The 12,184-nt window shown below is 55.0% G+C and carries 11 protein-coding genes and 1 riboswitch; of the genes, 3 read left to right on the forward strand and 8 right to left on the reverse strand.

From position 1 onward, the window contains the following. Nucleotides 1-10: 10 nt before the first annotated feature. Both murI and btuB read right to left on the reverse strand, forming a co-directional pair. The gene (murI, locus tag AC6I8C_RS18080) at nucleotides 11-862 is read right to left on the reverse strand and encodes a glutamate racemase (protein ID WP_497823218.1); all 852 of its coding nucleotides are present in this window, start codon (nucleotides 860-862) and stop codon (nucleotides 11-13) included. Next, entirely contained in the window at nucleotides 807-2,684 is a 1,878-nt protein-coding gene (gene btuB, locus AC6I8C_RS18085; protein WP_497823219.1) for a TonB-dependent vitamin B12 receptor BtuB, read from the reverse strand. Before btuB ends, murI begins: the two co-directional genes overlap by 56 nt. 70 nt (nucleotides 2,685-2,754) lie before the next feature. Then, a riboswitch (cobalamin riboswitch) is annotated at nucleotides 2,755-2,937 on the reverse strand. Between the two features lie 110 nt (nucleotides 2,938-3,047). Between btuB and trmA the strand changes: the two genes are divergently transcribed. Further along, nucleotides 3,048-4,151 carry a tRNA (uridine(54)-C5)-methyltransferase TrmA gene (gene trmA, locus AC6I8C_RS18090; protein WP_497823220.1) on the forward strand — a complete coding sequence of 368 codons (1,104 nt, stop codon included), beginning with the start codon at nucleotides 3,048-3,050 and terminating at the stop codon, nucleotides 4,149-4,151. Nucleotides 4,152-4,202: 51 nt separating this feature from the next. Here trmA and AC6I8C_RS18095 read toward each other — a convergent pair whose 3' ends face one another. Together AC6I8C_RS18095 and fabR are read right to left on the reverse strand one after the other, a co-directional pair. Further along, nucleotides 4,203-4,556: a YijD family membrane protein gene (locus tag AC6I8C_RS18095; RefSeq protein WP_312121367.1), complete on the reverse strand. Its 354-nt coding sequence runs from the start codon at nucleotides 4,554-4,556 to the stop codon at nucleotides 4,203-4,205. Nucleotides 4,557-4,570: 14 nt separating this feature from the next. Then, nucleotides 4,571-5,218 carry an HTH-type transcriptional repressor FabR gene (fabR, locus tag AC6I8C_RS18100; protein ID WP_013359449.1) on the reverse strand — a complete coding sequence of 216 codons (648 nt, stop codon included), beginning with the start codon at nucleotides 5,216-5,218 and terminating at the stop codon, nucleotides 4,571-4,573. Between the two features lie 192 nt (nucleotides 5,219-5,410). Between fabR and sthA the strand changes: the two genes are divergently transcribed. Further along, complete coding sequence (gene sthA / locus AC6I8C_RS18105) at nucleotides 5,411-6,811, forward strand: Si-specific NAD(P)(+) transhydrogenase (protein ID WP_497823221.1); 1,401 nt, start codon at nucleotides 5,411-5,413, stop codon at nucleotides 6,809-6,811. On the opposite strand, the gene oxyR is transcribed toward sthA, so the two are convergent. Then, nucleotides 6,794-7,711 (reverse strand): DNA-binding transcriptional regulator OxyR, encoded by a 918-nt coding sequence (oxyR, locus tag AC6I8C_RS18110; protein WP_497823222.1) that lies wholly within the window; start codon nucleotides 7,709-7,711, stop codon nucleotides 6,794-6,796. The genes sthA and oxyR overlap by 18 nt on opposite strands. A gap of 124 nt (nucleotides 7,712-7,835) precedes the next feature. On the opposite strand from oxyR, the gene AC6I8C_RS18115 reads away from it, so the two are divergent. Beyond that, complete coding sequence (locus AC6I8C_RS18115) at nucleotides 7,836-8,570, forward strand: glutathione peroxidase (RefSeq protein WP_497823223.1); 735 nt, start codon at nucleotides 7,836-7,838, stop codon at nucleotides 8,568-8,570. A gap of 118 nt (nucleotides 8,571-8,688) precedes the next feature. Here the strand turns inward: AC6I8C_RS18115 and argH are convergent, their stop codons facing one another. The 3 genes from argH to argB all read right to left on the reverse strand — a co-directional run bounded on the left by argH (nucleotide 8,689) and on the right by argB (nucleotide 12,171). Beyond that, entirely contained in the window at nucleotides 8,689-10,062 is a 1,374-nt protein-coding gene (gene argH / locus AC6I8C_RS18120; RefSeq protein WP_497823224.1) for an argininosuccinate lyase, read from the reverse strand. 90 nt (nucleotides 10,063-10,152) lie between these two features. Further along, nucleotides 10,153-11,370 carry an argininosuccinate synthase gene (locus AC6I8C_RS18125; protein ID WP_497823225.1) on the reverse strand — a complete coding sequence of 406 codons (1,218 nt, stop codon included), beginning with the start codon at nucleotides 11,368-11,370 and terminating at the stop codon, nucleotides 10,153-10,155. 24 nt (nucleotides 11,371-11,394) lie between these two features. Continuing rightward, a complete protein-coding gene (argB, locus tag AC6I8C_RS18130) occupies nucleotides 11,395-12,171 on the reverse strand; it encodes an acetylglutamate kinase (RefSeq protein ID WP_013359456.1) in 777 nt (258 codons plus the stop codon). Between the last annotated feature and the right edge of the window lie 13 nt (nucleotides 12,172-12,184).

The following is a 12,184-nucleotide window of genomic DNA, read 5'->3' on the forward strand; positions in this document are numbered from 1 at the left end:
CTAAAAGCCGCTAAAGCGCCAGTTTTTCGAGCAACGGGAAGCCATAACGCTGCAAAACGGGTGATAATTGTACCGCTTCGCCATCCAGCGCCGTACAGAATGCGACATTCTGCTGAGAGGAGTGCACTTCTGGCGATTCATGCTCCAGCAGCCAGACGGTACGTCGGGCGATTGCCGCACCGGAATCAATCAGACGCGTTCCTTCAGGCAACACCTGCTGCAGCTCTTCGCGCAGTAAAGGAAAATGCGTACAGCCTAAGACGACCGTATCCGGTGGCTCAGCCATCCGCAGCCACGGCTGGACAATGCGGCGCACCTCGTCCAGTGCAACTTCCTCACCGTGCAACTTCGCTTCTGCCAGCTCCACCAGCTCGGCCGATCCCAGCATCTCAATGTTGCAGGAGCCGGCAAACTGCGACACCAGCTCATGAGTATAAGGACGGCGCACCGTAGCCCGCGTTGCCAGTAATCCCACCACGCCATTACGCGTCAGGCGCGCGGCCGGTTTAATTGCCGGCACCACCCCCACCACAGGAAACGCAAAGCGTTCACGTAAAGCGGGTAATGAAACCGTGCTGGCCGTATTACAGGCGATGATGACCAATGAGAGAGGATAGCGCTGCGTAATAGCCTCAACGATAGCGACTACCCGCTCCACGATGAAGGTTTCGCTTTTCTCACCGTATGGGAAGCCCGCGTTATCGAAGGCATAGAGATAATGCAGGTCCGGCAATAGCTGACGGACCTCGTCATAGACAGAAAGTCCACCGACGCCGGAATCAAACACCAGCACGGTAGGGCGCAAATCAGAAGTTGTAGCTGCCGCTGAGGTAATACTCTCGTCCTGGAGTCTGATAGCCATACACTGTCTCGTAATCTTTATCGAACAGGTTGGCAATTCTACCACGAACCGTGAGTTGTGAAGTGACCGGATATGAGACGGCGAGATCCCACAGGCTCACTCCCCCTAACTTCGCGCGTCGGCTGGGCGTGCTGTTAAAGTCGGTATCATAACGGTCGCCCAGATAATGGTAGGTGACGGACCAGTCAAACTCATACAGCGTCCAGTCGAGCTGATACTTCACCTGCTGCTTAGCCCGGCGAATGAGGGGCTGATCGGTGCTGCCATCCCGCGCATCAACATAATCATAAGAGAGCTGATGCGTCAGCGGCCCGGTATCAAATCCGGCGGTGGCTTCAACGCCTTTAATACGCGCCTGCTCAATGTTGTAGTAGCGGAAGGTCTGCGGATCGCCTTCAATCAGGTTATCAATGTCATTGCGATAGCCCGACACGCGCCAGTTTACCGGCCCGCTCAGGCCTTCAAAACCGCCTTCCCACTGCTTACTTTTTTCCGGGTCGAGGTCGCGATTACCATAAAACGGACTGTAAACCTGCGACAGATTCGGTGCTTTAAAAGCAGTGCCATAAGAGGCGAATGCGCGGTAACCAGAGATGAACTCCCATGACGCCGCCGTCTGCCAGGTGTTATGCCAGCCGAACTGATTGTTGTCGTCACCGCGTATCGCACCTTCAAGGGTGACGCTGCCAACCTGCTGCTGGCCGGTCAGGTAGAGGCCGGTGTTACGCTGCTCATAGCTCTCTGACAGATAGTTCGTGCCCGGCTCGGTCGTCTCTTTCTGCCAGTCGACACCGGCGCTGACGGCGCCCTGCCCCACCTGCACGGTGTTGCCCCACTGCAGATTGTACTGGGTGACATCATCAAAGGTGGACGCGGCACCGTAGCGGCCATTGCGTGGATCATAGTTGATGTCTTTGGTATGGCCATAACTGGCGATGAGCTGGGTAGAGTAGAAGTCACGATTGAAGCGTAACCCGGTGTCCCAGGTCTGGCTGTAGAGCTGGCGGGTATCCGCCAGCCCGATAATATTGGAATTATTATCGTAGGTATATGAACCGTCGTAGGCGGTGCGGTTATCAAATCCGTAGCCGCGCACAAAACCACTGAGCTCATCGCTGAACTGATGCTCAAGGTTGCCATACAACGTTTTGCTCATGAAGCCGTCGCGATCGTGCTGCGCCGGACCATAGTCATTGGGATAGCCCGCCACCACGTCATACCCTTTGGTATAGGTGTAGTTGCCAGCCAGGGTCAGCTTTGTCGCATCACTCAGTTTCTGCTGGGTGGAACCATCGTATGTCTGATAACCATTTGACCCCATGCCAGCCGTCAGCGTGGTGCCCGGTTGCGATCGACCTGTGATGATATTCACCACGCCGCCAATCGCATCAGAACCGTAAACCGCAGACCGCGCGCCGCGAACATATTCGATGCGCTGCACCAGCGACAGAGGGATCTGGCTGAGGTCAGACGAACCGCTGATACCCGCCTGATTAAGCCGGATACCATCAATCAGGATCAGCACATGTCGGGACTCGGTTCCCCGGATAAACAGTGAACTCTGCTGCCCCAATCCGCCATTCTGTGCGACATCGACACCCGGCAGGCGGCGCATCACATCCGTCAGACTTTTGGCCTGCCAGCGATCAATCTCATCTCGCGTGACGACGGTGGTCGGTGCCAGCACACCTGAAACGGGTTCAGCAAAACGGTTGGCGGTAACGATTTGCGTATCATCATTTCCCTGCGCAAAACCGTTTTGCGTCCAGAGGGAAATCGCCGTTGCGCTCAGCGCGAACAGCGATGCAGTTTTTTTAGTCATTTTTAATCGCATCCATAAGACGAAGCAGGATGCCGCGGGCCGACAATCAATAGAACGCGATGATTGAACGAGTAGCGACGTTACACCGGCAGGTCTTCGGGCTGGGAACCATAAGTGATGATGACTTCCCATCCCGCAGGACAGTGTCTGCACTTGCACACATCACGACATTCCTTACCGCTGCGCGTCAGCTCCAGATTCACACTGGATTCCCTGGTAACTCAGGCTTGAGGCCGGTGCTTGCAGTCTACGGAGTGGAGATACGGAAGTCCAGACTGCTAAATATCTTCTCGCTGCAGGACTGGACATCAGCAAGTGAATGCCTACAATCGCCCGCTGGTAAGCTATTAATCAGGATTGCTCATGACACCCGAACATCTCCCCATTGAAGACTATGACGCACAGCTGGCGGAAAAAGTCAGTCGTTTAGAGACGATGATGACGCCGTTTGCTGCGCCCGACGTGGAGGTGTTCCGTTCACCGGTCAGCCACTATCGGATGCGCGCCGAATTCCGCCTGTGGCACGACGGCGATGATATCTACCACATCATTTTTGATCAGCAGACACGCGAGCGGATCCGTGTTGATCAGTTCCCGGCGGCCAGCCAGCTGATCAATCAGCTAATGCCAAAGATGATCGCCGCGATCCGTGATAACCGTACCCTGCGTCATAAACTGTTCCAGATCGACTATCTGTCGACCCTGAGCAATCAGATTGTGATTTCGCTGCTCTATCACCGCAAACTGGATGATGAGTGGCAGCAGGCAGCCGTGGCGCTGCGTGACCAGCTGCGCGCGGAAGGGCTGCATGTGCAGCTGATTGGCCGTGCGACCAAAACCAAAGTCTGTCTGGATCGCGACTATGTAGACGAATGTCTGCCCGTGGCGGGTCGTGAGATTATCTATCGTCAGGTCGAGAACAGTTTTACCCAGCCTAACGCGGCGATGAATATTCAGATGCTGGAGTGGGCGCTGGATGTGACGCAGGATTCCCAGGGTGATCTGCTGGAGCTTTATTGCGGCAATGGTAACTTCTCGCTGGCGCTGGCGCGTAATTTCCGCCGCGTGCTGGCGACTGAAATCGCCAAACCCTCTGTTGCCTCGGCGCAATACAACATTGCCGTCAACCAGATTGATAACGTGCAGATCATTCGCATGGCAGCGGAAGAGTTTACGCAGGCGATGAATGGCGTACGCAGCTTTAATCGTCTGGAAGGGATTGACCTGACAAGCTACGAATGCGAGACGATTTTTGTCGATCCGCCCCGCAGCGGACTGGATGAAGAGACGGTGAAAATGGTGCAGGCCTATCCGCGTATCCTTTACATCTCCTGCAATCCGCAAACCCTGAGCGACAATCTGCAGACGCTGTCAGAAACGCATGAGGTAACGCGGCTGGCGCTGTTTGATCAGTTCCCCTATACCCACCATATGGAATGCGGCGTTCTGCTGACGCGTAAAGCGTAACAAAAACGGGAACCCTGAGGTTCCCGTTTTTTTATATTCCTGATGATATTCCTACTGATTACGCTTGCGCTTAAATCGCGTCGCAATCCAGAACACCAGCGCCACCATCAGAACGGTAGGAACAAAGTTGGAGCCAATGTCCGGGTATTCCGCCCGCACCAGCGCGCTATACACCAGAATCCCCAGCAGGAAAAACGCCGCCGCCAGACCTGGCATGCCGTCCGGCATGTTGGTGTTGAGATAACGCTGATGCAGACACCAGGCCGCCAGACCCAGCGCAATCAGCGGAAAAATCGAAAAGGGAACAAAAGCGCTGAACAGCACAGAAAACGAGCCGTTAATCGCTAAGCCGGTAATAAAAGCCAGTGCCAGAGTGCTTTTATCGCGCATACCTGGGTGGGTCATGGACGGATCCTTACTTATTGCTCTTCGGGTTTTTCCAGGGTAACCGCCAGTCGTTCCTGCTCACGGCGATACCAGTAATAAGCGCCTTTGGCGATCATACGCAGCTGCAGCACCAGCCGATCCTCAAGCTTACGTCGCTGCTCAGCATCAACATCCAGTGCTTCTGCACCGGCGCTGAAAACAATGGTCACCATCGCTTCAGCCTGCGCTTCGGTAAAACTACGCGGCATGCGATTTTCGACCTCAAGATAATCGGCCAGTTCAGCGATGAAGTGCTGAATTTCACGCGCCACGGCGGCACGAAAAGCGGCAGAGGTACCGGAACGTTCACGCAGTAACAGGCGAAAAGCGTTGGGGTTGTTGCCGATGAACTCCATAAAGGTCGCCACCGACGTTTTAATGATGCTGCCACCTTTGGCGATACGCTGGCGCGCCTGACGCATCAGCTGTCGCAGCATCAGTCCGCTTTCATCCACCATCGTCAGACCAAGCTCATCAACATCCTTAAAATGACGATAAAAAGAGGTAGGTGCTATTCCCGCTTCACGGGCGACTTCCCGCAAACTCAGACTGGTAAAACTGCGTTCGGCGCTGAGCTGACTGAAAGCTGCTTCAATCAGTGTACGTCGTGTACGTTCTTTTTGTTGCGCTCTGACGCCCATGCTCTCTGCCTTTAGCGGTATTGAGTGGGCACTATAACAAAATTTTCAGCGTACAGATTGGCAATCTTTGTCACCGCCTGTGAACCTCACTCTTTGTCAAAATGTGATGAAAATCGCTGATAGAATTCAGAAGTGCGCGACGAGATGTTAGAATCTCGTTGTAAAAATGTATAAATAATAGGACGTATCGGTATGCAAAAGTCTTACGATTACGATGCCATTGTGATTGGCTCAGGGCCCGGCGGTGAAGGGGCGGCGATGGGGCTGGTAAAACAGGGAGCGCGCATCGCCGTGATCGAACGCTACCACAACATCGGCGGCGGTTGTACGCACTGGGGCACCATCCCTTCTAAAGCCCTTCGCCACGCCGTCAGTCGCATTATTGAATTCAACCAGAACCCGCTCTACAGCGACCATACCCGACTGCTTCGCTCCTCTTTCGCCGACATTCTCAATCACACTGAAAATGTGATCAGCCAGCAGACAGCCATGCGTCAGGGCTTCTACGAGCGTAACCGCTGTGAGCTTTATCAGGGTGATGCGCATTTTGTAGATGCCAATACCATTGAGATTGAGCAACCCGATGGCACGCGTGAGACGCTGACGGCAGAGAAGTTTGTTATTGCCTGCGGTTCACGACCTTATCATCCTGACGATGTCGACTTTACCCATCCCCGCGTTTATGACTCTGACTCTATCCTCAACCTGCACCACGAACCGGGCCATGTCATTATTTATGGTGCGGGCGTAATTGGCTGTGAATATGCATCTATTTTTCGTGGCCTGAACGTCAAAGTTGATCTGATTAACACCCGCGATCGTCTGCTGGCATTCCTTGATCAGGAGATGTCGGACTCTCTCTCTTACCACTTCTGGAACAGCGGCGTAGTCATTCGTCACAACGAAGAGTTTGAGAAGATCGAAGGCGTGGAAGATGGCGTGATCATGCATCTGAAGTCCGGCAAGAAAGTGAAAGCAGACTGCCTGCTTTACGCCAACGGCCGTACCGGTAACACCGATTCACTGTCGCTGGAAAATGTCGGTCTGGAAGCGGATGGTCGTGGCCTGCTGAAAGTGAACAGCATGTATCAGACGGCTCAGCCGCACATCTATGCCGTGGGTGACGTGATTGGCTATCCAAGCCTGGCCTCTGCTGCTTACGATCAGGGCCGTATTGCCGCGCAGGCGATTATCAGAGGAGAAGCGTCCGCGCACCTGATTGAAGATATCCCGACCGGCATCTACACCATTCCGGAAATCAGCTCCGTGGGTAAAACCGAGCAGCAGCTGACGGCGATGAAGGTGCCTTACGAAGTGGGTCGTGCGCAGTTCAAACATCTGGCGCGCGCGCAGATCGTCGGCATGAACGTGGGCAGCCTGAAGATTCTGTTTCATCGCGAAACGAAAGAGATTCTGGGGATCCACTGCTTTGGTGAGCGTGCTGCCGAGATTATTCACATCGGTCAGGCGATCATGGAGCAGAAAAATGGTGGCAACACGATTGAGTACTTCGTGAATACCACCTTTAACTATCCGACCATGGCTGAAGCTTATCGCGTTGCCGCGTTAAACGGCTTAAACCGCCTGTTTTAACGTAGCGTCGAAATAGTGGGCCATGTGGGTTTTAATCGCCTCTGCCAGTTGTTCATAACGGCTGCGCAGAGGTGACCCCGGACGATAGACCAGCGCAATCGTACGCTGTGGCACCGGTTTGTAGCAGGGAAGATAGCAGACGCCATCGCGGATGCGTTCCGGCGGGACTGCCAGCGCTGGTAACAGCGTAATGCCGCTGCCAGCCGCCACCATATTACGCAGCGTCTCAAGACTGGTCGCGCGGAAGTGGGTATCTTCATCCGCACCCGCCTCAAAACAGAAACCCATCGCCTGGTCACGCAGACAGTGCCCGTCTTCCAGCATCAGCAACTTCTCCCCAGCCAGATCGGACATCGGTACGCGATCGCGATCGCACCACGGATGATCGGCATAGACGGCCAGCTTCATCGGCTCATCAAACAGCGGCACTTCGATAAAGGCCTGACTCTCTTTGACCAGCGCGATAATCGCGCAGTCCAGCTTGCCGCTGTCGAGCTGAGACAGCAGTTGCTGCGTCTGCGCTTCGTGCAGGTACATCTCCAGCTTCGGGAATGTCTGGTGCAGCGTCGGGATAATCTGTGGCAATAAGTAAGGCGCGGTGGTCGGGATGAGGCCGATATGCAGCGGACCTGACATCGCTTCCCCTTGCTGACTGGCCATCTCTTTCAGCACTTTCACTTCACGCAGCACCGTTCGCGCCTGATCCACCAGCAGCAGACCTGCCTGTGTGAACAGCACTTTACGGCTGGTGCGCTCCAGCAGCATCACACCCAGCTCATCTTCCAGCTTACGGATCTGCCCGCTTAATGTTGGCTGACTGACATGACACGCATCCGCGGCACGGCGGAAATGACGGTGTTCAGCAAGCGAAACCAGATATTCAAGATCACGAATATTCATTATTACCCTCCAGACCACGATAGCCCGTGGCGATAGATAGAATAGCAATGAACGATTGGCCCTATCAAGGGTGGTTGGGAATAATGCGCGCATCAAATGGAACACGGCAGGTCAGGAGCAAAAAATGTTTGCAAGTCAGGAAGGTAAAGCGATTCCGTCAGTCACTTTTCACACGCGTCAGGGCGATCGCTGGGTCGATGTCACCACAGAAGCGCTGTTTAAAGATAAAACGGTAATCGTTTTTTCACTGCCGGGTGCATTTACACCGACCTGCTCCTCCAGCCATCTGCCGCGTTACCACGAATTAGCGGGTCTGTTTGCCCAACAGGGCGTGGACAGCATTCTGTGCGTCTCGGTGAATGACACCTTTGTGATGAACGCCTGGAAAGCCGAACAGCGCGCAGACAATATTACTTTTATTCCTGATGGCAACGGCGAGTTCACGCGTGGCATGGAGATGCTGGTTGAGAAGGCCGATCTCGGTTTTGGTCCGCGGTCATGGCGCTACTCGATGCTGGTGCGTAACGGCGTGGTCGAGAAAATGTTCGTTGAGCCGAACAAACCTGGCGACCCGTTTGAGGTCTCCGATGCCGACACCATGCTGCGCTATCTGGCGCCGGAGTGTAAAGCCCAGGAGTCGGTCTCCATCTTTACTAAACCTGGCTGCACCTTCTGCACTCAGGCAAAACAGATGCTGATGGATCATGGTATTCAGTACGAAGAGATTGTGCTGGGACAGGATGCGACAACCGTGAGTCTGCGTGCCGTTTCAGGCCGGGCGACGGTGCCGCAGATCTTCATGGGCGGTCGTCATATTGGCGGCAGTGAGGAGTTGCAACACTACCTGCTGTCAGCGTAAAGAATCTGAGCGTCGGCCGGGAGAGCAGGCGCTTTGATGATGTGCCTATAAAAAAGTAGTAATTCTGAAGCTAGAGGTTGGCGGGCATATACTATGCCCGCTTTTTTTTACCTGCTATTTACGCCAGACGTTGCTTTGCGTCATCAATGGCACGGGCAACCTGCTGCGGCGAAACACCGCCCTGCGCATTACGCTTATCCAGACAGGATTGCAGCGCCAGAATCGGATAAACATCCTCGCCAATCACCGTACTGAACTGCTGCAACTGCGCAAGCGACAGCGCTTCCAGCGCCACGCCCTGCCCGATGGCAGCCACCACCACTTCTCCGACGATATGGTGTGCTTCACGGAACGGCACGCCTTTAGCGACCAGATAGTCAGCCAGTTCGGTGGAGTTTGCGTAACCCTGTTCAGCGGCTTCCTGGCAGCGCGGACGTTTAACCTGCAGGCCATCCAGCACCAGTACGGACATATGCAGACAGTCGAGCCAGGTGTCGAGCGCGTCAAACAGCCCCTCTTTGTCTTCCTGCATATCTTTGTTGTAGGCCAGCGGCAGACCTTTCAGCGTCATCATCATGCCGGTCAGTGCGCCCTGCACCCGACCACACTTGCCGCGAATCAGCTCCAGCGCATCCGGGTTTTTCTTCTGCGGCATCAGTGAGGAGCCAGAGGTGACTTTATCTGACAGCTCAATAAAGCCCGCTTCGCCGGTATTGAAGAAGATCATATCTTCGGCAAAGCGCGACAGATGCACCATGCCAATGGCCGCATCAGAGAGCAGCTCCAGCACGTGATCGCGGTCTGATACGGTATCCAGACTGTTACGCGTGGCAGAAGCAAAACCCAGCCAGCCAGCCAGCTGCTGACGATCAATCTCGTAAGCGGTACCAGCCAGAGCGCCACAGCCCAGCGGGCTGACATCAAGCCGCTTCAGGGTATCCTGCAGTCGGCTCTCGTCACGCGCCAGCATTTCAACGTAGGCCAGACACCAGTGCGCAAACGTCACCGGCTGCGCGCGTTGCAGGTGGGTGTAGCCTGGCATCACGGCATCCTGATTGGCTTCAGCAGTCACCACCAGCGCCTGCTGCAGTTCGCGGGTTGCACCCAGCAACGCCTCAATCTGCACTTTGCACCACAGTTTCAGATCGGTCGCGACCTGATCGTTACGGCTACGACCGGTGTGCAGTTTTTTGCCCAGCGCACCGACTTTGTCGATCAGCTTGCCTTCAACCCAGCTGTGGATATCTTCGGCGTCGCTCTGCAGGATCTGCTCAGGATCCTCACGGACTTCATCCAGTAACGTATTCAGGGCCGCTTCCAGCTGCTGCTGCTCATCCTGAGTCAGGACATTTACCGTCACCAGCGCTTTGGACCAGGCAACAGAGCCAATGATGTCCTGCTCTGCCAGGCGGTAATCGAAGCGCAGCGAGTCATTGAACTGTTTAAAACGTTGATCCGCTGCCTGAGTAAACCGTCCACCCCAAAGTGCCATGTGAAAACTCCTCTGAATCGTTAAACAAGAGGCGGCATAAATGCCGCCTCTGAATTAAAATGGTGAGGCGAGGCGCACCCCGCCTGAAAATTACTTCTTCTGCTCGTTCAGGGCGCGGATACGCGAAGAGAGCGAGAACAGACGGATAAAGCCGCCCGCGTGACGGTGATCGTAGACTTCATCTTCACCGAAGGTAGCAAACTCTTCTGAGTAAAGGCTGTTCGCGGAACGCTTCTGGGTGGCTGTCGCCTGACCTTTGTAAAGCTGCAGCACCACTTCACCGTTAACCTCTTCCGCCAGCGATTCGGCAGCAGCCTGAATCGACTTACGCAGCGGGGCGAACCAGCGGCCGTCATAAACCACATAAGACATCTCGTGGCCCAGCTGCTCACGCCATTTGAAGCTATCGCGATCCAGCACCAGCTGTTCAACCGCACGCAGCGCATTCACCATAATGGTGCCGCCCGGGGTTTCGTAGCAGCCACGGGATTTAATGCCCACCAGACGGTTTTCAACAATATCGATACGGCCAACGCCATGTTTTGCGCCCAGTACGTTGAGTTTTTCCAGACACTGGAACGGACTCATTTTTTCACCGTTAACCGCCACAACCCGACCTTTCTCAACGGTCACGGTCACTTCTTCCAGCTGGTCAGGTGCTTCCAGCGGATCGACAGTCCAGACCCAGCAATCTTTGTTCGGTGCGTTGGCCGGGCTTTCCAGCACGCCGCCTTCGGTGGAGATGTGCCAGGCGTTTTCGTCGCGGCTGTAGATTTTTTCCAGCGACGCAGTGGTCGGAATGTTGCGCTCTTTCAGGTAGTCCAGCAGTGCTTCACGTGAACGCAGGTTCCATTCACGCCACGGTGCCACCACTTTCAGCTGCGGTGCCAGTGCGGTGTAGGTAGTTTCGAAACGCACCTGGTCATTCCCTTTACCGGTTGCGCCATGACACAGCGCATCCGCGCCCACTTTCAGCGCCAGCTCAACCTGGGCTTTAGCGATGATAGGACGCGCCATTGAGGTGCCCAGCAGATAGGTGCCTTCATACAGCGCACCGGTCTGCAGCACCGGATAAACGTAGTCGCTGATGAACTCTTCACGCAGGTCAACCACGTGACATTCAGATGCGCCAGACTGCAGCGCTTTCTTCTCCACACCTTCCAGATCGCCACGCTCCTGACCGATGTCTGCCACGAAAGCGACCACTTCACAGCCGCCGTAGTTCTCTTTCAGCCATGGAATGATGGCTGACGTATCAAGACCACCGGAGTAAGCCAGAACGATTTTTTTGATGTTTTGCGTTTGCATTTCGTAATCCTTGAATCAGAGTCGTTAAGCGAGAATCCGGGTGCCAATCGACACGCCGTTAAACAGGTCAGGCAGCCGCTCAGCGTGACGCCAGCTGGCAATATCCACCGGGCGGCCCAGCGTACGTGCTGCATCCAGCGCAGCGTGTACTTTCACAATCATGCCGTCGGTAATAATGCCCTGGGTAATCAGCTGCTCGGCTTTATCGGCGGTCATCTCTTCGATGCGCTGACCTTTGCCGTCGAGAATACCACTGACGTCTGACAACAGAACCAGATCAGCGCCCAGCGTCGAGGCCAGTGCGGTCGCTGCCTGATCCGCGTTGACGTTCATCAGGTCGCCGCTGTCAGTAATACCAATCGAGCTGACTACTGGCATGTAACCGGCCGCCAGCAGGGTGTTCAGCAGCGCCGGATCGCCCGGCGTTGCGTGGCCAACATGGCCGAGTTCTTCATCAAACGGGGCGACATTGACGATGCCTGCATCGCCCAGGCAGAGACCCACTGCGTTGATACCCGATTTTTTTGCCCAGGCCAGCAGCGTTTTATTCGCGGTTCCCGCCAGCGCACCGGTAATGATGTCGATCTGATCGGCCGGGGTGACGCGCAGGCCATTTTTCTTCATCACCGGCAGCGCCAGCTTTTTCATCAGTTCATCGACCAGGCAGCCGCCGCCGTGGACGATGATCAGCGGACGCTGATGAGCGCTACGATAGTTAAGCAATGCTTCAAACAAGCGCGACAGCGCTTCTTCGCTGTCTAACAGCACACCGCCCAGCTTAATAATCAATGGATTGGTCATGGTTTAGTTATCC

The sequence above is a fragment of the Pantoea sp. X-Soil-YNGN-844 genome (genome assembly GCF_059730595.1).

Bases quoted from the DNA above. Each gene is read 5' to 3' on its own strand.
- murI (WP_497823218.1), bottom strand. From the start codon at position 862: ATGGCTATCAGACTCCAGGACGAGAGTATTACCTCAGCGGCAGCTACA.
- btuB (WP_497823219.1), bottom strand. From the start codon at position 2,684: ATGACTAAAAAAACTGCATCGCTGTTCGCGCTGAGCGCAACGGCGATT.
- trmA (WP_497823220.1), top strand. From the start codon at position 3,048: ATGACACCCGAACATCTCCCCATTGAAGACTATGACGCACAGCTGGCG.
- AC6I8C_RS18095 (WP_312121367.1), bottom strand. From the start codon at position 4,556: ATGACCCACCCAGGTATGCGCGATAAAAGCACTCTGGCACTGGCTTTT.
- fabR (WP_013359449.1), bottom strand. From the start codon at position 5,218: ATGGGCGTCAGAGCGCAACAAAAAGAACGTACACGACGTACACTGATT.
- sthA (WP_497823221.1), top strand. From the start codon at position 5,411: ATGCAAAAGTCTTACGATTACGATGCCATTGTGATTGGCTCAGGGCCC.
- oxyR (WP_497823222.1), bottom strand. From the start codon at position 7,711: ATGAATATTCGTGATCTTGAATATCTGGTTTCGCTTGCTGAACACCGT.
- AC6I8C_RS18115 (WP_497823223.1), top strand. From the start codon at position 7,836: ATGTTTGCAAGTCAGGAAGGTAAAGCGATTCCGTCAGTCACTTTTCAC.
- argH (WP_497823224.1), bottom strand. From the start codon at position 10,062: ATGGCACTTTGGGGTGGACGGTTTACTCAGGCAGCGGATCAACGTTTT.
- AC6I8C_RS18125 (WP_497823225.1), bottom strand. From the start codon at position 11,370: ATGCAAACGCAAAACATCAAAAAAATCGTTCTGGCTTACTCCGGTGGT.
- argB (WP_013359456.1), bottom strand. From the start codon at position 12,171: ATGACCAATCCATTGATTATTAAGCTGGGCGGTGTGCTGTTAGACAGC.